Origin of the sequence: Halomonas sp. PBN3, assembly GCF_000475415.1 — a bacterium.
GTDB lineage: Bacteria > Pseudomonadota > Gammaproteobacteria > Pseudomonadales > Halomonadaceae > Halomonas > Halomonas shengliensis.
On record NZ_AXCA01000221.1, the window covers coordinates 1 to 16,369 of the forward strand.

At 67.8% G+C, this 16,369-nt stretch carries 22 protein-coding genes and 1 tRNA gene; 5 read left to right on the forward strand and 18 right to left on the reverse strand.

Annotated features, from left to right (window positions below; genetic code table 11):
- Positions 1–31 precede the first annotated feature (31 nt).
- The 16 genes from Q673_RS36775 to Q673_RS34665 form a co-directional block, all read right to left on the reverse strand.
- Positions 32–184, reverse strand: coding sequence for a hypothetical protein (locus Q673_RS36775; protein ID WP_023007398.1), 153 nt, complete (start codon positions 182–184; stop codon positions 32–34).
- 147 nt (positions 185–331) lie between these two features.
- A complete protein-coding gene (locus Q673_RS37250; protein WP_081712109.1) occupies positions 332–673 on the reverse strand; it encodes an HGGxSTG domain-containing protein in 342 nt (113 codons plus the stop codon).
- 209 nt (positions 674–882) lie between these two features.
- Positions 883–1,068 carry a hypothetical protein gene (locus Q673_RS34605; protein ID WP_023007399.1) on the reverse strand — a complete coding sequence of 62 codons (186 nt, stop codon included), beginning with the start codon at positions 1,066–1,068 and terminating at the stop codon, positions 883–885.
- 203 nt (positions 1,069–1,271) lie between these two features.
- Complete coding sequence (locus Q673_RS34610; RefSeq protein WP_023007400.1) at positions 1,272–1,751, reverse strand: hypothetical protein; 480 nt, start codon at positions 1,749–1,751, stop codon at positions 1,272–1,274.
- 17 nt (positions 1,752–1,768) lie between these two features.
- On the reverse strand, positions 1,769–2,056 hold the full coding sequence (locus tag Q673_RS34615; RefSeq protein WP_023007401.1) for a hypothetical protein: 288 nt from the start codon (positions 2,054–2,056) through the stop codon (positions 1,769–1,771).
- Positions 2,046–2,348: a hypothetical protein gene (locus Q673_RS34620; protein ID WP_023007402.1), complete on the reverse strand. Its 303-nt coding sequence runs from the start codon at positions 2,346–2,348 to the stop codon at positions 2,046–2,048. The genes Q673_RS34615 and Q673_RS34620 overlap by 11 nt, the downstream gene beginning before the upstream one ends.
- The gene (locus Q673_RS34625; protein WP_023007403.1) at positions 2,345–3,034 is read right to left on the reverse strand and encodes a hypothetical protein; all 690 of its coding nucleotides are present in this window, start codon (positions 3,032–3,034) and stop codon (positions 2,345–2,347) included. The genes Q673_RS34620 and Q673_RS34625 overlap by 4 nt, the downstream gene beginning before the upstream one ends.
- Positions 3,035–3,192: 158 nt before the next feature.
- On the reverse strand, positions 3,193–5,157 hold the full coding sequence (locus tag Q673_RS34630) for a DUF927 domain-containing protein (protein ID WP_023007404.1): 1,965 nt from the start codon (positions 5,155–5,157) through the stop codon (positions 3,193–3,195).
- Entirely contained in the window at positions 5,154–6,107 is a 954-nt protein-coding gene (locus Q673_RS34635; protein WP_023007405.1) for a toprim domain-containing protein, read from the reverse strand. The genes Q673_RS34630 and Q673_RS34635 overlap by 4 nt, the downstream gene beginning before the upstream one ends.
- A 107-nt stretch (positions 6,108–6,214) precedes the next feature.
- Positions 6,215–6,433, reverse strand: a complete 219-nt coding sequence (locus Q673_RS34640) for a hypothetical protein (protein ID WP_023007406.1) — start codon at positions 6,431–6,433, stop codon at positions 6,215–6,217.
- Entirely contained in the window at positions 6,430–6,636 is a 207-nt protein-coding gene (locus Q673_RS34645; protein ID WP_023007407.1) for a hypothetical protein, read from the reverse strand. The genes Q673_RS34640 and Q673_RS34645 overlap by 4 nt, the downstream gene beginning before the upstream one ends.
- On the reverse strand, positions 6,633–6,803 hold the full coding sequence (locus tag Q673_RS36875) for a hypothetical protein (protein ID WP_023007408.1): 171 nt from the start codon (positions 6,801–6,803) through the stop codon (positions 6,633–6,635). Before Q673_RS36875 ends, Q673_RS34645 begins: the two co-directional genes overlap by 4 nt.
- A gap of 272 nt (positions 6,804–7,075) precedes the next feature.
- Positions 7,076–7,318: a helix-turn-helix transcriptional regulator gene (locus Q673_RS34650; RefSeq protein WP_023007409.1), complete on the reverse strand. Its 243-nt coding sequence runs from the start codon at positions 7,316–7,318 to the stop codon at positions 7,076–7,078.
- A 95-nt stretch (positions 7,319–7,413) separates the two neighbouring features.
- Complete coding sequence (locus Q673_RS34655) at positions 7,414–8,043, reverse strand: hypothetical protein (protein WP_023007410.1); 630 nt, start codon at positions 8,041–8,043, stop codon at positions 7,414–7,416.
- A 108-nt stretch (positions 8,044–8,151) separates the two neighbouring features.
- On the reverse strand, positions 8,152–9,435 hold the full coding sequence (locus tag Q673_RS34660) for a tyrosine-type recombinase/integrase (protein WP_031218825.1): 1,284 nt from the start codon (positions 9,433–9,435) through the stop codon (positions 8,152–8,154).
- A gap of 101 nt (positions 9,436–9,536) precedes the next feature.
- Positions 9,537–9,623 (reverse strand) — tRNA-Leu (locus Q673_RS34665).
- Positions 9,624–9,761: 138 nt separating this feature from the next.
- On the opposite strand from Q673_RS34665, the gene queA reads away from it, so the two are divergent.
- From queA to secF, 5 genes are all read left to right on the forward strand, one after another.
- On the forward strand, positions 9,762–10,796 hold the full coding sequence (queA, locus tag Q673_RS34670; RefSeq protein WP_023007412.1) for a tRNA preQ1(34) S-adenosylmethionine ribosyltransferase-isomerase QueA: 1,035 nt from the start codon (positions 9,762–9,764) through the stop codon (positions 10,794–10,796).
- Positions 10,797–10,839: 43 nt separating this feature from the next.
- The gene (gene tgt, locus Q673_RS34675) at positions 10,840–11,955 is read left to right on the forward strand and encodes a tRNA guanosine(34) transglycosylase Tgt (protein ID WP_200861430.1); all 1,116 of its coding nucleotides are present in this window, start codon (positions 10,840–10,842) and stop codon (positions 11,953–11,955) included.
- 99 nt (positions 11,956–12,054) lie between these two features.
- Positions 12,055–12,387: a preprotein translocase subunit YajC gene (yajC, locus tag Q673_RS34680; protein WP_023007414.1), complete on the forward strand. Its 333-nt coding sequence runs from the start codon at positions 12,055–12,057 to the stop codon at positions 12,385–12,387.
- A gap of 128 nt (positions 12,388–12,515) precedes the next feature.
- Positions 12,516–14,366: a protein translocase subunit SecD gene (secD, locus tag Q673_RS34685; protein WP_023007415.1), complete on the forward strand. Its 1,851-nt coding sequence runs from the start codon at positions 12,516–12,518 to the stop codon at positions 14,364–14,366.
- A gap of 9 nt (positions 14,367–14,375) precedes the next feature.
- Positions 14,376–15,299 carry a protein translocase subunit SecF gene (secF, locus tag Q673_RS34690; RefSeq protein WP_023007416.1) on the forward strand — a complete coding sequence of 308 codons (924 nt, stop codon included), beginning with the start codon at positions 14,376–14,378 and terminating at the stop codon, positions 15,297–15,299.
- Positions 15,300–15,386: 87 nt separating this feature from the next.
- Here secF and Q673_RS34695 read toward each other — a convergent pair whose 3' ends face one another.
- Together Q673_RS34695 and Q673_RS34700 are read right to left on the reverse strand one after the other, a co-directional pair.
- Positions 15,387–15,851, reverse strand: coding sequence for an META domain-containing protein (locus tag Q673_RS34695; protein ID WP_023007417.1), 465 nt, complete (start codon positions 15,849–15,851; stop codon positions 15,387–15,389).
- Entirely contained in the window at positions 15,845–16,285 is a 441-nt protein-coding gene (locus Q673_RS34700; protein WP_023007418.1) for a VOC family protein, read from the reverse strand. The genes Q673_RS34695 and Q673_RS34700 overlap by 7 nt, the downstream gene beginning before the upstream one ends.
- Between the last annotated feature and the right edge of the window lie 84 nt (positions 16,286–16,369).

A 16,369-nucleotide genomic window follows, 5' to 3' on the forward strand; every position in this document is an offset into this window, starting at 1 on the left:
GCGTGACCTGAATAGTTACGTTTTCCCTACCTCAGTCATGGCCAGGACCAGCGCCCTCCTCGTTGTCGGCAGGGGTCAGGCTGTCGTCCTCCAGCACCTCCCGAATGGCGTCCTCCAGGGTCGGCGCCTGGCGGATGCGGTCGGCCAGCGAAGGCCGGTCGTCGTCGTGCGTCGTGTCGCCCATCACCAGCTCCTCGATGCCAACATTTGCCAACCTCGCATGGGGTTTGGACCTTGGGTTTTCTCAGGCTCTCATGGGGTATGGCCGTGATGAACCGTCATCGCCCATGGGGTATGGACCCGGCGCTCGGCTGGAATCTCAGCCGGTCGGCTACCGATACCGGACCCGTTCGGCAAGGTCGCCAACCGGGATGCCCTGACGACGCAGGGCGTCCAGCACCTCGGGATTGGTCGCTGGATCGTAGGGCGGTTCCACAGCCGGTGGCTCCGGTCGCTTCGCCCTCGGCCCCGACTTCGGCCCGGTGGATGCGCCCCCGTGGAGGTGGCAGCGGCCCGATGCGTACAGGTCGCGGCGCTTACAGGGTGTCCCGGCCCTCGTCTTCGCCCCGCAGCGCAGGTCGCGGCACTCCTCGGGAAAGGGTTGATGCTCGCCCCTGGCTCCGGCTCGGCACCATGCCCGGTATCGGCGGCGCAGCTCGGCTTGATCGTCCATCGGTGGTCCTCCTCACGTGCGTACTGCTCCGAAAACTCCCCCGCCTGGCGATGCCTCCAACTCTGGATGCGTCCAACCTTGGACACATCGGGCAGGGCCTCCAGGTGCGCACTTCCGACTGCGAACCAAAGGTGCGAACCACGGGATTCGTACCGGACCCTCGTACCAATGCGCGGCCAGGGTGCGCAATGCGGTGCGCGAACAGCCGTCTACCGCGTTGCCTTTGTCCACCAGCGGCGCAGCAGCAGCCAGCGGCAGCGCCAGCGGCGGGCGACTCGAACGGGCCATTCGTCGGGCAGCACCATGATATGCCGGGGCGGCGGTATGGCGACCATGTAGCGGTCGCCGTTCTCGAAGTGCAGGCAGCGGCTCGTGATCGTGTGGCGTCTCGGCATGGTGGGCTCCAACCGTAATGAATCGTCATGAGCATGGCGCCCTTGGGCCAGGACTGCGAGGGTCGCGCATTCGCTGTGCAGTCTCGTGTCGGCGTTGCGTTTTGTTGCCCTGAGCCGTTGCGTTCGTTGTCCGTTGCGCCAGGGCCAGATACAGGTCGGCCCCAGCGATTGCCGGGGCCGGTGGGTGCTCAGGTTTGCTCAGGTCAGTGCAGCGGGTGGACCTGGGGCGTCGTGCTCAACTGGTCCTGCATCCCCATGGCCTCGGCACGCGCCAGCAACTCCTCCTCGGACACGTCCAGGGCAGCGGCGATGTCGGCCAGGCGGTAGACCGGCTCGCCTGCATCATTGACCCCGGAAGGCGTCAGTCCCGGCAGGCACTCGACCATGCCCTGGCGCATCTCCTTCAGCATCGGCGCCCGGAGGAACATCGGGTGCGCCTCGTCATGTGCTGCCCGAATAATCGACTCGGCGTTGTCGCGGTCGGCACTGGCGAAGAACTGACGGGCGGCCATGCGCTCGACGTTCTCCAGCAGCGCGGCGATATGAGGCGCCAGCGGCTTCTCCAGGCGTTCCGGTGGCATGGCCAGACGATGGGCTGCCCATGCCTGCCCTGGGCTCAGGTGCGCGATGCCGGTGCCTTCCTGGGCGGCCTGGGCCAGTGAGTCGCGGGTGATAGTCGTCATGGTGGTGTCCTCCAGGGTCAGGCGGCAGATGGTGGCGTCGGGGTGTCGTCCTGCATCGCGGTGACGATGCCGGCCATGGTGCGGATGCGGACCCGCACGAACCCGGCCAGGGCGCCGTGGGGCAGGTTGGCGTCGATGCGCTCCAGGGCGTCGGCCACGAAGTCCAGCGTGTGGTGGCTGGGGTTGCCGTGCTCCAGGGCAGACAGCGCCAGCTCGGCCTCGTCCACCACCTCCTGGGTGGCACGCATCGAGCGCAGGCTGGCCAGCAGGCGGCTGGCCTCCAGAATGGCGTCGTCAATCAGCATGGCGCTTCCTCCTCCTGATAGACCCCTCGTCCACGACGCGCTGCCAATACTGGCGCCTGAAGGCGTGGCCACACGTCCGGCACCACAGGTCGCGTTGGTTGTTGTCGGGGTTGAGGGCGCGGTGGTGGCGAGTGTCCAGATGGACCCTGCCGCACAAGCTGGTGCCGTCCTCGAAGTAATGGGCCTTGCCCTTGAGGTGCGGCGGGCCGGCATACCAGCCCACTAGCCAGCGGGTGGAGGGCGACACGCTGCTGGTCGCCTTGTCGTCGATCTTCCTGAGCCAGCGATTCATTCGACCACCTCCACATCGGCATCGGGCCAGCGAGCCTTGGCGGCCTGCTGTGCCTGCTCTCGGGTGTATGGGTTGCCGGTCATCACCAGGCGCTTGTCGCCCACGCGGATCGTCCACGCCATCCTGACGCCTGCCGGTAGGCTGGGCGCCTCGGTGGTGGTGGTGGAGGGCTGGCGCGTGCTGCCTGTGGCCATCGGGCGGCTGTTTACCGGGAGGAGCGTCTGGTTCGCTGCCTGCCGGCCTGCATTGGCCTGGCGGTGGGGCTGGGCCTCTGCCTCGGCGGCGGCCTGCCAGGCGGCCACATAGCGGTGGGCGGCCTGCTCCTGCTCCCTGGGGGCCAGCCGCGCCAGCACCTTGCCGATGAACTCGACATCGCCATCCACCAGCGGGCACGCCTGCTTGATCCACTCCAGCCAGGTCGCCGGGGGCTGGGCCTCGATGCGCTGCCGGAGGAGCGCCAGCACGCGCTCCCTGCCCTTGGTGGCCAACTCGTCGTCGATCAGGGCGGCCAGGTCGGCACGGGCTCGCCTTCCCATCGCCAGCATGGCCAGCCGGATCGCTCCGGCCAGCTCGTTGTCGATGTCGTGAAGCGGCGCCCCGGTGTAGTCGAAGCGCAGGTTCTCCAGCAGCAGGTCGATGTCGGCCTCGGGTGCAGGCGGCTCCGGGTCGTTGGCGGCGCGCTCCACCTCTTGCTGGACCCTACCCTTGTGATTTGCCGGGGAACTCAGGGAACCGGGGGAACCTTGCTGATTTTCAAGGGGTTTTTCGGTTCCCTGGGGCGCCGGGGAACAGGGAACCGGGGGAACCGTGGCTGCCTGCCGGCGCTGTATCAGATCGCGAAGACTCATTGCTCGACCTCCTGGGGCAGAACCGCGAACAGCCGGTGCGTGCTGCCCTGCACCTTCTTGTTGACCGAACGCTTGCCGGCCTCCTTCTCGTAGAGCCAGCCGGCAGTATCGAGCGCGGCGGCAATCGTGCGGATGTCGTACCCCTTGGCCGATTCGCGCAGGGCGGCGCTGTTGAAGTAGAAGACGCGGCCATCATGGGTGTCGCACCAGAACCCGGCACGCTCGTTGGTACGCCTGGCGTCGTTCTCGTCGCCGCGCAGGGGCGCGAAGCGGGCGTCTCCGTGGCGCTGGATGAACTCGTTGACGCCATCGAGGATCGCGGCATCTTCCGGGGGCAGGCTGCCGCGCTCGGCCTTCCACAGTGCGAAGCAAGTGCTCACGGCCTCCAATGCCTCACCCTGCTGCCAGCCGGTGATGCCGGCCTCGGTAGCCAACTCGCCGGCCATGGCCAGCAGGCCGAAGGCGCCAGCGGCACGGCTGGCCACACCATCGGTCTCGCTGCTGAAGGCGGGGTCTTGCATCAGGTCGCGGTAGATACCGGGGAGGTCGTGGCCACAGCGCAGCAGGTAGTCGATGAAGGCCATACCAGCGTGGCCGTAGTGCTCTGCCGTGGCGGTCTTGATCGCGTTGGCGAAGTCGCTGGGGGCCATGCCATGCGGATCATCGAACGCGCCGTGGCGGCGCCCGGTGGCGGGAATATCGAGGAGTCGCGCATCCTGCCCCGCCTTGGTCGTCTTGCCGGCCTCGCTCAGATGGGAAGCCAGGGTGCGCTCGCCGCTGGACAACAGCATCAGGCGCCAGCGTTGGGCATCGCGGATGCCGCCTGTGCGAGCCGCCCGCTGCTTGCCGACGCCATTGGCCACCATGTACACCATGCTGCCGGCCTCGAACGGGCTGGCCTGGCTCAGCTCGTCCAGCACCATGCAGGTGTCGTTCTGGCTGACGGCCAGTGCCTCGATGCCGTTGCCGGTGGCGCTCCAGGGGCGAAGGAACTGCGGGCTACCCCAGACGCTTGCCGCAGCTTGCAGCCCGGTGGTCTTGCCCTTGCTGGAGGCGCCGCGCAGGTTGAAGCCAAGTCCACCAGCGGCCTGCTGTTTCGCCGGCCATATCAGCGGACCCGCCAGCGCTACGCATAGGCAGAAGATCAGGATGGGGTTGCCCTGGGCGCGACCAGCGACCTCCTGGCGCCAGCCGTCCAGGGTGCCCCGCGTCTCGAAGTAGGTGGAGCGCATCGCCTCGGCGCTGAAGTTGTAATCCTGATTGCCCAGCGTCCGGTGGGGCAGCACGAAGGCGCGGGCGTTGTCGTGCCAACCGGTGGTGGTGGCGGCGATGATGCGAGCCTCGGGGGTGCTCTCCATGATGAAGTCGGCCAGCTTGGCGCGATGCTTCAGGCTGTGCGTGTGCCCCATGTCCAGCAGCTCGCGGCGTAGGTCGGCCCCGCCCTCACTGAGCAAGCGCATGGGCAGGACACGCTTGCAGGTCTGCCCCTCGGCGTTGACGAAGCGCAGTTGCCGGCCAAAGTTGCCACCATGCTCGTCGCGGCTGACAGCCGTGACCTCGATGGGGTCGGCTATACGCACGTCGTCGTTGACCAGCTCGCCGCCCCGCTGCTTGGTGCCGTGCCACCACAGGCCGGCAGGGCGCCGCTTGCCATCCTCCAGCACGAAGCTGGCGTAGTGGGTGGCGAAGCATGGACGCTGCACCTTGGCAGGCAGCGGCTCGCCCTGGCGCGGGTCGATCTGCTCGCCCAGCGAGGTGATGCTGGTTCCCTGGGTTCCCTGGCGATTCCCTGCCGGGGGAACCGCCTGCTCGCCACCTAACTCGCTGTTCTGCTTAGGCTTGCCCTGGGCGGTTCCCTGGGTTCCCTCGGTTCCCTGGCCTTCGGTAGAGGTAGGGCTTTCAAGCGGCGGGGCGGCACCGCCGAACATGTCCAGGGTGTCGGTATCGGCGTAGTCGTTCATTGGCCACCTCCCAGACGGCACTGGCGCACGTCGGCAAAGTCGGTGCAGGTCTCGCAGCCCTCGCAGAAGCTCGGCATCAGCAGCGTGGCGTCGATAGCCAGGGCAGCGTGGCGGGCAGCGACTCGCCCCTTGTTGGCGAGCCCCTGGGCCGGCAGATGGCGGTCGTCGTCACCGCAGATGGTGATGTCCACCTCGGGGAGCCGCTGGCGCAGGCGACGGGCAACCAGGGCCAGGTTGTCGGCGTTGCGGGCGACCACGACCGGGCAGCCCATGGCTTCATGCAAGGCGGCAGCGGTAGACCAGCCCTCGGCCACCAGCACGCGCTCGGCGCCCTCCAGGCGGCCTATCAGGCTCGCCACGCCTTTGACGCGACCTCCCGGCAAGGGGCGCTTGCTGCCGTCAGGAAAGATGCGCTCCAAGTTGACCAGCTCACCCTCGAAGTACAGCGGCATCAGCAGCATGTCGCCGCGCTGGCGCAGGTTGAGGGGCGGCAGTTGCTTGCCGGCAAGGTAGTGGTGGGCAGGATCGCCGGGGCCAGCCTGAGCCCACCAGCGGCGGGCCTTCTCGGCAGCCTCGACTTGGTGCTGCTGGCGCTCCCGGTCGCGGCGCTCGCGCTCGCGCATGGCGTCCAGCCGTGCCTGGGCAGCGGCCTCGGGATCGCTGGGGCCGGCCAGGGTGACGGTCTCGGCCACGTCCAAGTGCCAGATACCGAAGCTCGCAGCCTGGGGCGTGTGGATGCGATACCAGCCGTTGGCGTTGCCCTTGGGCTTGTCCGGCGTGTCGAATCGCTCGAACCTGCCCGACGCCTTGGGCGTCAGCACGACGCCATGCTGGGCCAGGGCATCAGCCAGTGCGGCCTCGATGGTAGAATGGCGGCGAGTCGTCGCCCTGCTGGGCGCTTGCGCCTGCCCCTTCTTGGGGGTGGGCGTCTTTGTTTCTGGGGCCTGCATGAATACCTCCTGTCATCAGCGACGGTGGTGATTGGGGTGGCGCTTCGGTCGGATCGCCCCGGCCAGCCAGCGCCAGCAAGCGGCCAGGGCGTGGGAGATAGCAAGCATCAGTAAGCGGCCTCCAGCGTCTCCAGGCGCCGTTCCAGCAGCACGCTGAGGAACAGGCGGAGGTCGGCTTTCTCGCGCTCGGACAGCACGAGAACGCCATGCTCGGTGACGACCTGAAAGGCGGTGGGCGCCTGCTCGCGGATTGCCCAGCGGGTGTGGTCGATGGCATCGCCCAGACTCAGGGCGCCGGTCTCCATCACGATGTCGGTGGGCGTCATGAGTCACCCTCCTGCTCGCTGTTCAGCTCGCGGATGGCACGGAGGTGGTCGGCCATGTTCTCCATCAGGCCGGACATCACCTCGTTGCTCATGGTGCTGCGGTCCTCCTCGGCGTCGTTGTAGTACGCCAGCAGGAACTCGCTCAGCGCCCACGCCTGGCGGGTGTGATCGTCGATGCGGTCTTTGATCTGGAGGGGAGTCATGACGCCACCTCCTGGCCACGGGCAGCGGCCTCCAGGCGGCGGGCTTTCTCGGTGTGGTGGTTGTAACGCTTCAGGCGGGTGCTGGCGCTGGAGTCAGCGAACAGCGCAGCGCGGGCCATTGCCCGGTGGGCGGCGGCGCGTGCAGACGGATTGCGGGTAGGGAACATGGGTGAGACTCCTGAAGTTGAGGAGTCGTCCCCGGCTGCGGCCAAGCAGCGGATGGGGGCGACTGTACGCGGGTTGGCCGACCGGGACTTCAGGAACCCGGCACACCCGGAGGTGTCCCGCGCACAGCCGCCATTGCGCATGGCAGGCACGAAAAAAGCGCCCGACATGATGCTGGCGCTTGTGCGCCTGAAGTCTCTCGACCGGCCAAGGTCGGCTGCTGAATTTGCAGCAGCCCCCAGAGCATAGCGGCGCGGGGTGGCATGGGCAAGCATCAGGACGCCTCCCGCTGGCCCTGCTCCCAGCCTTCAACGTCGTTCAGTGACCAACGGGTGAGACTGCCCCCGGCCAGCTTTACGGGCTTGGGGTAGCGTCCCTCGCGCACCCAGCGCCAGATGGTCGCCTCATGGGTGCCATAGCGGTTGGACAGTTGCTTGACGGAAAGCCAGGCGCGGTCGGTGATGCTGGCGCCCTGGCTCTCCTGGGCGGTGGTGTCGCGGTGGGTAGCCTGTGCCATGTGGTTCTGCCTCGTGCTGTGGATTCACAGGCAGCATGGCGTGGCAGATTGGGGAATTGGTGCAGATGCATTTCTGCAAAATGCAGATGCAGAAACTACCGGCGCTTGTCGCGCCAGGCGTCCAGGGCGTCGCTCAGTAGGCCGGCCAGCTTCCTCTCGCCCATGCCGGGCGTATCGCCGGCCTGCTGGCTCATGGCCTGGGCTATCTGGGCACAGTTGGGCTTTCCTGCATCGCCTTTTCGATACTTCGGCCCCAGCTTGGCGAACGTCTCGGCCAGCAGCCCCAGCGCCTCAAGGGCACGCAGCTCATCGGCGCCAGCATCTTTCTGACGGTCGTCAGCGCCAAGGACCGCTTTCCCAGAACCGCCTCCTACCTTCAGTGCCTCGGGTATGTCGTCCATGGCAATGCCCAGCCCCATAAGCCATTGGCATAAATCCTCACGCTTGAACTTGGCAATCACCGTATGGTCGAGCGGGTGGTATCTCTCCATCCAGTCACTCGTCACGATCAGCGTCTCGCCTGTTTCTTTGCTCAATACCCGTAAGTTGCTTACTGGCTCAATGCTCCCTTCCAAAAGCGCATCAGCCAATGCGGTTCGCCAGTTGCACAGGCTCCTCATTTCCTCCGCGTTGAAGTTGATTTTCTCGTGCCCAATATCTGCCAGCAGCCGGGCAACATCATCGAAGCTCAGCAGCCTGCTGACGTGGTGCGGCGTCAGTGCCATGCGCTACTCCTCGCGCTCACTCCATGGAGGGATGGCTGGCGGGCATGGTGGAGTCGCCATGCTTTCGGGTGATCGGCCCTAGCCAGCCAACGGGGTCGGTGGCGCCGGCTACTCGGCGGCCACCTTGTTCTGGCGGATCGTTGCCACCTTGCCGCTGGCGCTGGCGGGGGTGGCCAGGAAGGTCGCCCACTGCTTCATCACGCGGGCACGCTTGGCCATGAGGTCGCCGCGCCGATAGGCGGCCTCGGCTTGGTTGCCGATGGCGTGCGCCAGCACCATCTCGGCCACGTCATGTGGGGTAGCGGTGCGCTCGCTCAGCCAGTCCCGCAGGGTGCTACGGAACCCGTGGACGGTCGCCCTCTCCTTCTCGCCCATGGTGGCCAGTAGGTCGGTCATCGCCCGGTCGCTCAGCTTGCGGCCATGGTTGCGGGTGAATACCAGCCCCTCCTCGGCCTGAGGGAGTGCTTGCAGCAGCTCGACGGCGGCTGGCGCCAGCGGAACTCGATGTTCGCGCCGGCCCTTCATGCGCTCAGGCGGGATGATCCAGGTGGCGTTGGCCAGGTCGATCTCCTCCCAGCGGGCGCCCAGCACCTCGCCGGACCGGCAGCCGGTCAGGATCGTGAATGCCAGCGCCAGGGCGGGGGTGTCGTCACGCTCGCGGAGCCGCGCCCAAAACTCGGGCATGGCGTCGATGGGCATGGCGCGGTGGTGGACCTTCTTCTTGATCTTGCCCGGTGCCGGCAGCACTGCATCCAGATTGCCTTTCCAGGCGGCGGGATTCGGGCCGGCACGGTGGCCATGGGCGGTTGCCCACGCCAGCACGGTCTCGATGCGCTGGCGCACGCGGGCGGCGGTGACGGGCTTGCTCTGCCAGATGGGCTCAAGCGCCTGTTTGACGTGGACCAGCTCGATGTCGCTCACCGCCATGCTGCCCAGCTCGGGAACTGCATAGGTGGCCAGCGAGGTCTCCCACTGGCGGGCGTGCTTGGCGCTGCTGGCCTCGGCCTGCTTGAGCTTCACCACGGCTTCAGCGGCCTGGGCGAAGGACAGCCGGCGCAGCTCAGCGGCTCGACGCGCCTGCTTGGCGGCCTTCTTCTCGGTGAGGGGGTCGATACCCTCGGCCAGCTTCTCGCGGATCGCCTCGGCCTTCTTCCGGGCGTTGGCCAGGCTGGTATTGGGAAAACTGCCCAGCCCAATATCGCGGTAGACGGAGAACGGCTTGCCGTTGGCAGATTCCCGCTTCTCCCCGGTGGGGTAGCGCAGCACCCACGACCGGCTGCCGGCTTTGGTCACTCGCAGGAATAGACCATCGACACCGCCGACCGCATGGCGGCCTGGGGCGGTGAGGCGTCGGACCTCAAGGGCGGATAGTTCGCGGGCTTTCCTCGGCATAGCGGCTTGTCCCAATACCTGTCCCAATATGGAAACGTTATTGGATGCTAGTCTATGCCACTCTCAGCCACAAGGAAGGAAGGCTAAGTGCTTGTTATGGCTGGTACCGGCGGTCGGACTCGAACCGACAAGGGCTTGCACCCGGCGGATTTTGAATCCGCTGCGTCTACCAATTCCGCCACGCCGGCAACGCGCGAAGCATTATACGTGGGCCCCACCGCGGGTCAATCGCGGGCCTGACTTCACGCCCGCCAGGCGGTATCCTAGACGGCTTGCCGGCTCCCGGCATCGCCCCCTTGCCCGCACCATCGGACCCGATACCGCCCATGCAGCGCGCCGACTTCCATTTCGAGCTTCCCGACGAGCTGATCGCCCGCTACCCCTCCGAGCAGCGCACCGATTGCCGGCTGCTGTGCGTGGAGGGCGAGAGCGGTGAGCTGACCCACCGCCGCTTCCCGGACCTGCTCGAGCTGCTCGAGCCCGGCGACCTGCTGGTGTTCAACGACACCCGGGTGATCCCGGCTCGCCTGCACGGCCACAAGGCCAGTGGGGGCAAGGTGGAGATGCTGCTCGAGCGCCCGCTGGATGCCCATCGCGGCCTGGCCCACCTGCGCTCGAGCAAGTCGCCCAAACCCGGCACCGAGCTCGTTTTCGAGGGCGGCATCCGCGCCGTGGTGGAGGGGCGCCGCGAGGCGCTGTTCGAGCTGCGCTTCCTCGGCGAGACGCCCCTGGTCGAGCTGCTGGAGCGCCACGGCCATATGCCGCTGCCCCCCTACATCGACCGCGAGGACGAGCTGGCCGATCGCGAGCGCTACCAGACCGTCTACGCCCGCCGCGAGGGCGCGGTGGCCGCGCCCACTGCCGGGCTGCACTTCGACGAGCCGCTGCTCGAGGCGCTTGCCGAGAAGGGCGTGGAGCGCGCCTTCGTCACCCTGCACGTGGGCGCCGGCACCTTCCAGCCGGTGCGCGCCGACGACATCCGCGAGCACGTCATGCACAGCGAGTGGCTGGAGGTGGACGAGACGGCGTGCGAGAAGGTGCGCGCCGCCCGCGCCGCCGGGCGCCGGGTGATCGCCGTGGGCACCACCAGCGTGCGCTGCCTGGAGAGCGCCAGCGACGCGCACGGCGAGATCGCCCCCTACCGCGGCGAGACCGATATCTTCATCTATCCCGGCTACCGGTGGCGCTGCGTGGACGCCCTGATCACCAACTTCCACCTGCCGGAATCCACCCTGCTGATGCTGGTGGCCTCCTTCGCCGGCTTCGAGACCACCCTCTCGGCCTACCGCGAGGCGGTGGCCGAACGCTACGCCTTCTTCAGCTATGGCGATGCGATGTTCCTCACCCGCCAGCCTTCCTGACCCGCAAGGGGCACCGAGATCGATCATGCGTAACGACTGCTTCATGACCTTCGAGCGCCTGGCCAGCGACGGCCGGGCACGCCGTGGCCGCCTCACCTTCCCCCGCGGAACGGTGGAAACCCCCGCCTTCATGCCAGTGGGCACCTACGGCACCGTCAAGGGCATGACCCCGGCCTCCGTGGAGGAGATCGGCGCCGAGATCATCCTCGGCAACACCTTCCACCTGTGGCTGCGCCCGGGCATGGAGGTGATCGAGGCCCACGGCGACCTTCATGACTTTGCCCAGTGGGACAGGCCGATCCTCACCGACTCCGGCGGCTTCCAGGTCTTCTCGCTGGGCGCCATGCGCAAGATCACCGAGCAGGGCGTGCACTTCCGCTCGCCGGTGGACGGCGCCAAGGTGTTCATGGGCCCCGAGGAGTCCATGGCGGTGCAGCGTTCGCTTGGCTCCGATGTGGTGATGATCTTCGACGAGTGCACCCCCTACCCGGCCACCGAGAAGGAGGCGCGACTCTCCATGGAGCGCTCGCTGCGCTGGGCAGGCCGCTCCCGGGAGGCCCACGGCGACTCGCCCTCGGCGCTGTTCGGCATCGTCCAGGGCGGGATGTATCCCGAGCTGCGCGAGCGCTCCCTGAAGGGGCTCATGGAGATCGGCTTCGATGGCCTGGCCATCGGCGGCCTCTCGGTGGGCGAGCCCAAGGAGGAGATGATCAAGGTCCTCGACTACCTGCCCACCTGGATGCCGGAGGACACCCCCCGCTACCTGATGGGGGTGGGCAAGCCCGAGGACCTGGTGGAGGGGGTGCGCCGCGGCATCGACATGTTCGACTGCGTAATGCCGACCCGCAACGCGAGGAACGGCCACCTCTTCACCGCCGAGGGCACGGTGAAGATCCGCAACGCCAAGCACCGCCACGACACCGCCCCGCTGGAGGCGGAGTGCGACTGCTACACCTGTCGGCACTTCTCCAGGGCCTACCTGCACCACCTGGATCGCTGCGGCGAGATGCTCGGCTCGATGCTCAATACCATCCACAACCTGCGCCACTATCAGCGCCTGATGGCCGGTTTGCGCGGTGCCATCGAAGCGGGTACATTGGCCAACTTCGTGGAAGGCTTCTATGCCCGGCGCGGCCTGCCGGTGCCTCCCGCCCCCTAACTGATCCGTGCGCGGTGCCGCCCCCGGCGGTCCGGCATCGCGCCAGGGCGCCCGACGCGGCGTCCCACCCCCTTACTCATAACCAGGAGACTCCCACCCATGCTGGACTTCTTCATCGCGCCGGCCTACGCCCAGGACGCCCCCGCCGGCGGCGGCATCGCCCAGATCGTCATGCTGGTCGGCTTCGTGGCCATCTTCTACTTCCTGCTGTGGCGCCCCCAGGCCAAGCGTGCCAAGCAGCACAAGCAGCTGATCGCCGGCCTCTCCAAGGGTGACGAGATCGTCATCGGCGGCGGCATGCTGGGTCGCATCACCAAGGTCAGCGACGACAGCGAGTTCCTGACCATGCAGATCGCCGAGGGTACCGAGGTCAACGTGCAGAAGAACGCCGTGGCCGCGGTGCTGCCCAAGGGCACCCTCAAGTCCATCTGACCCGCGGCCAACCCGGCCTCGCCAGCACCACGCGGCAGGCCGACCCACGACCGCCGCCGGCCTCGCCGGGGGCGGTCGTGGCGTGATCGCGCCAGCTCCCCTTCGTCAGCAACCTGGGACGAGCCCGCATGCTCAACCGTTACCCCCTGTGGAAGTACCTGCTGATCCTCATCGTGCTGCTCGTCGGCCTGGTCTACTCGCTGCCCAACCTCTTCCCCGAGGACCCGGCGATCCAGATCAGCAGCGAGCGCGGTGACGCCACCGTCGACGAGCGCCAGCTCGAGCGCATCCGCGGCGCGCTCACCGAGGCCGGCATCGACATCAAGGCCGTGGAGCGCAGCGAGACCAGCACCCTGCTACGCCTGGAGACCCCCGATGCCCAGCTGGCCGCCCGCGACCGCGTCGCCGCGATGCTCGGCGACGACTACGTGGTGGCCCTGAACCTCGCCGAGTCGACCCCCGAGTGGCTGCAGGCCCTCTCCGCCTCGCCCATGACCCTGGGCCTCGACCTGCGTGGCGGCGTGCACTTCCTGCTCGAGGTGGACATGGACGCCGCCGTGAGCAAGCGCCTGGAGGTCAACGCCAGCGCCATCCGCGAGCTGCTGCGCGACGAGCGCATCCGCTACCGCGACACCGACATCGACGGGCGCACCCTGACGCTGACCTTCACCGACGCCGAGGATCGCGACGCCGCCCGCCGCCTGATCAGCCGCGAGTTCCCCGACTTCCAGTACCAGAACCTGGGCGACGGCCGCGGCGCCGAGCTGGCCATGACCCTCACCGACCAGGCGGTCGACGAGATCCAGGACTACGCCATCAACCAGAACCTCACCACCCTGCGCAACCGGGTGAACGAGCTGGGCGTGGCGGAGCCGCTGGTGCAGCGCCAGGGGCCGGACCGCATCGTGGTGGAACTGCCCGGCGTGCAGGACACCGCCGAGGCCAAGCGCATTGTCGGCGCCACCGCCAACCTGGAGTTCCGCCTCGAGGCGCGCCCCGACACCCCGGAGAGCGAGATCGAGACGCTGCCGTTCCGCAACACCCCCTCGCGCTACGCCGACCTGATGCGCGACGTGATCATCACCGGCGACCAGGTCTCCAACGCCAGCCGCAGCTTCGACGAGAACGGCCGCCCCCAGGTCAACATCAACCTGGACGGCACCGGCGGCACCCTGATGAACCGCGCCACCCGCACCAACATCGGCCGCAACATGGCGGTCATCTACATCGAGCACAAGACCCGCGACCGGGTGGAGACGGTGGACGGCGAGGAGACCATCGTCCGCGAGCCCTACACCGAGCGCGGCATCATCAGCCTGGCCACCATCCAGAGCGCGCTGGGCAACAGCTTCCGCATCACCGGCCTGGACTCCCCCACCGAGGCCGCCGAACTGGCCCTGCTACTGCGCTCCGGCTCGCTCGCCGCGCCCATCTACTTCGCCCAGGAGCGCACCATCGGCCCGAGCCTGGGGGCCGAGAACATCGAGCGCGGGGTGATGTCGGTGCAGATCGGCCTGCTGCTGGTGGTGCTGTTCATGCTGATCCGCTACAAGGTGTTCGGCATCTTCGCCAACGTCGCCCTGGCGCTCAACCTGACCCTGCTGGTGGCGGCCATGTCGCTGCTGGGTGCCACCCTCACGCTGCCCGGCATCGCCGGCATCGTGCTGACGCTGGGCATGGCGGTGGACGCCAACGTGCTGATCTTCGAGCGCATCCGCGAGGAGCTGCGCACCGGACTCTCGGTGCAGCAGGCGATTCACGCCGGCTACGAGCGCGCCTTCAGCTCCATCGTCGACGCCAACATCACCACCCTGCTGGTGGCGGTGATCCTGTTCTCGATCGGCACCGGGCCGGTCAAGGGCTTCGCCGTGACCCTGTCGCTGGGGATCCTCACCTCGCTGTTCACCGCCCTGCTGGTGACCCGCGCCATGGTGAACCTCGTCTACGGCGGCAAGCCGGTCAAGAAGCTCTGGATATAAGAGGTGAGCATGAAAAGCCTGGCCAATCGACAGCTCGACTTCATGGGCAAGCGCAAGGTCGCCTTCGTGGTCTCCGGCCTGCTGATCCTGGCGTCGATCGCCTCGCTGCTGTTCCAGCAGCTCAGCCTGGGGCTGGACTTCACCGGCGGCACCCTGGTGGAGGTGCGCTACGCCGTGGCGCCCTCTCTGGACGCCGTGCGCCAGACCCTGGAGGCCGCCGGATTCCGTGACGTCTCGGTGCAGACCTTCGGCGCCGCCAACGAGGTGCTGATCCGCCTGCAGCAGGCCTTCGACGCCGACGTCGGCGACCGCGTGGTGGAGCTGCTGCGCCGCGGCGGCGAGGAGGTCACCCTGGTGCGCGCCGAGTTCGTCGGCGCCCAGGTGGGTGACCAGCTGCGCGACCAGTCCGGCCTCGGCCTGCTGGTGGCGCTGGGCATCGTGATGCTCTACGTCGCCTTCCGCTTCCAGTACAAGTTCGCCATCGGCGCGCTGCTGGCGCTGCTGCACGACGTGATCATCGTGGTGGGCATCTTCTCGCTGTTCCAGATCGAGTTCGACCTGACGGTGCTGGCCGCGGTGCTGGCGGTGATCGGCTACTCGCTCAACGACACCATCGTGGTCTACGACCGCATCCGCGAGAATATCCGCAAGTCGCGCATCGACGACATGGCGGCGATCTTCAACGAGTCGCTCAACCAGACCCTGTCGCGCACCCTGGCCACCTCCGGTACCACCCTGCTGGTGCTGGTGGCGCTGCTGGCGCTGGGCGGTGACATGATCGAGGGCTTCGCCATCGCCCTGATCCTCGGCGTGGTGGTGGGCACCTACTCTTCCATCTATATATCAGGCGCCCTGCTGCTGCCGCTGGGACTCAACCGCGAGGACCTGATTCCGGCGAGGAAGGAGGACCCCGAGGCCGAGGAGCTGCCCTGAGCGGCAGGCCTGCCGGGCCGAAAGGGAGCGCCCCCGCCGAGCCATCGGCGGGGGCGCTGTCGTTTCAGGTGCCCGATTGCCTGGGGCTCAGTTGGCCTGGCGCCAGCCACCCAGCACCCGCTGGTCGGGGCCGAAGAACACCAGCCGATCGTGGTCGATCAGGTAGCGGTAGGCGGTCTCCAGCATCCCGGTGACGCGGGCGGCGTCTTCCAGCTGCGGGCAGCCGCGCCGGGTGGTGGAAAGCTCGCTGACCTCGATGCGCTGGTTGTCGCCGAGGTGCACCCGGCCACGCATCTCGTTGCAGCCGTCGCTGCCCACCAGGCGACCATCGCGGTCGATCTCGAACCAGGGGGTCTCTGGCATCGAGAGCCTCTCGCTGGTGCCCACCAGCAGCAGGTTCCAGCGCTGTTCCACCAGCGGCCCCTCCAGGCCGCCGGAAGAGTCCTCGCTGGGAGCCGGGGAGCGACTTCCGCAGGCGGCCAGCAGGGCGGCGGCAGCCAGCACCAGCAGCGGGCGGGCCTTGCGCAGTCGCAGTGGTGTTGCCCTTACCATGTGCCGGTGTTCTCCATGGAGGCCCAGGGTTCGCGGGGCGGCTGTGCCTCGCCCTTCTGCAGGAGCTCCACGGAGATGCCGTCGGGGCTCCTGACGAAGGCCATGTGGCCGTCACGGGGCGGCCGGTTGATGGTCACCCCGGCGTTCTGCAGCTTCTCGCACAGGGTGTAGATGTCCTCCACCCGGTAGGCCAGGTGGCCGAAGTTGCGCCCGCCGGTGTACTCCTCGGGGTCCCAGTTCCAGGTCAGCTCGAGCTCCGGGGCCTGGAGCTCCGCGGAGCGCCCCTCGTCGTCGGGGGCGGCGAGGAAGACCAGGGTGAAGCGCCCCTTGTCGTTCTCCTTGCGGCGGACCTCGCGAAGGCCCAGCAGGTCGCAGTAGAAGTGCAGCGAGGCGTCCAGGTCGCTGACGCGCACCATGGTGTGCAGGTACTGCATATCGAACTCCCTGTCGTGTGGCATGAATCGTGTAGCGTGACGGGCAGTGTAAACCCGCAGAGGAGGGAAACGGAATGGCCAGGG

Bases quoted from the DNA above. Each gene is read 5' to 3' on its own strand.
- Q673_RS36775 (WP_023007398.1), bottom strand. From the start codon at position 184: ATGGGCGACACGACGCACGACGACGACCGGCCTTCGCTGGCCGACCGC.
- Q673_RS37250 (WP_081712109.1), bottom strand. From the start codon at position 673: ATGGACGATCAAGCCGAGCTGCGCCGCCGATACCGGGCATGGTGCCGA.
- Q673_RS34605 (WP_023007399.1), bottom strand. From the start codon at position 1,068: ATGCCGAGACGCCACACGATCACGAGCCGCTGCCTGCACTTCGAGAAC.
- Q673_RS34610 (WP_023007400.1), bottom strand. From the start codon at position 1,751: ATGACGACTATCACCCGCGACTCACTGGCCCAGGCCGCCCAGGAAGGC.
- Q673_RS34615 (WP_023007401.1), bottom strand. From the start codon at position 2,056: ATGCTGATTGACGACGCCATTCTGGAGGCCAGCCGCCTGCTGGCCAGC.
- Q673_RS34620 (WP_023007402.1), bottom strand. From the start codon at position 2,348: ATGAATCGCTGGCTCAGGAAGATCGACGACAAGGCGACCAGCAGCGTG.
- Q673_RS34630 (WP_023007404.1), bottom strand. From the start codon at position 5,157: ATGAACGACTACGCCGATACCGACACCCTGGACATGTTCGGCGGTGCC.
- Q673_RS34635 (WP_023007405.1), bottom strand. From the start codon at position 6,107: ATGCAGGCCCCAGAAACAAAGACGCCCACCCCCAAGAAGGGGCAGGCG.
- Q673_RS34640 (WP_023007406.1), bottom strand. From the start codon at position 6,433: ATGACGCCCACCGACATCGTGATGGAGACCGGCGCCCTGAGTCTGGGC.
- Q673_RS34645 (WP_023007407.1), bottom strand. From the start codon at position 6,636: ATGACTCCCCTCCAGATCAAAGACCGCATCGACGATCACACCCGCCAG.
- Q673_RS36875 (WP_023007408.1), bottom strand. From the start codon at position 6,803: ATGTTCCCTACCCGCAATCCGTCTGCACGCGCCGCCGCCCACCGGGCA.
- Q673_RS34650 (WP_023007409.1), bottom strand. From the start codon at position 7,318: ATGGCACAGGCTACCCACCGCGACACCACCGCCCAGGAGAGCCAGGGC.
- Q673_RS34655 (WP_023007410.1), bottom strand. From the start codon at position 8,043: ATGGCACTGACGCCGCACCACGTCAGCAGGCTGCTGAGCTTCGATGAT.
- Q673_RS34660 (WP_031218825.1), bottom strand. From the start codon at position 9,435: ATGCCGAGGAAAGCCCGCGAACTATCCGCCCTTGAGGTCCGACGCCTC.
- queA (WP_023007412.1), top strand. From the start codon at position 9,762: ATGCAGCGCGCCGACTTCCATTTCGAGCTTCCCGACGAGCTGATCGCC.
- tgt (WP_200861430.1), top strand. From the start codon at position 10,840: ATGACCTTCGAGCGCCTGGCCAGCGACGGCCGGGCACGCCGTGGCCGC.
- yajC (WP_023007414.1), top strand. From the start codon at position 12,055: ATGCTGGACTTCTTCATCGCGCCGGCCTACGCCCAGGACGCCCCCGCC.
- secD (WP_023007415.1), top strand. From the start codon at position 12,516: ATGCTCAACCGTTACCCCCTGTGGAAGTACCTGCTGATCCTCATCGTG.
- secF (WP_023007416.1), top strand. From the start codon at position 14,376: ATGAAAAGCCTGGCCAATCGACAGCTCGACTTCATGGGCAAGCGCAAG.
- Q673_RS34695 (WP_023007417.1), bottom strand. From the start codon at position 15,851: ATGGTAAGGGCAACACCACTGCGACTGCGCAAGGCCCGCCCGCTGCTG.
- Q673_RS34700 (WP_023007418.1), bottom strand. From the start codon at position 16,285: ATGCAGTACCTGCACACCATGGTGCGCGTCAGCGACCTGGACGCCTCG.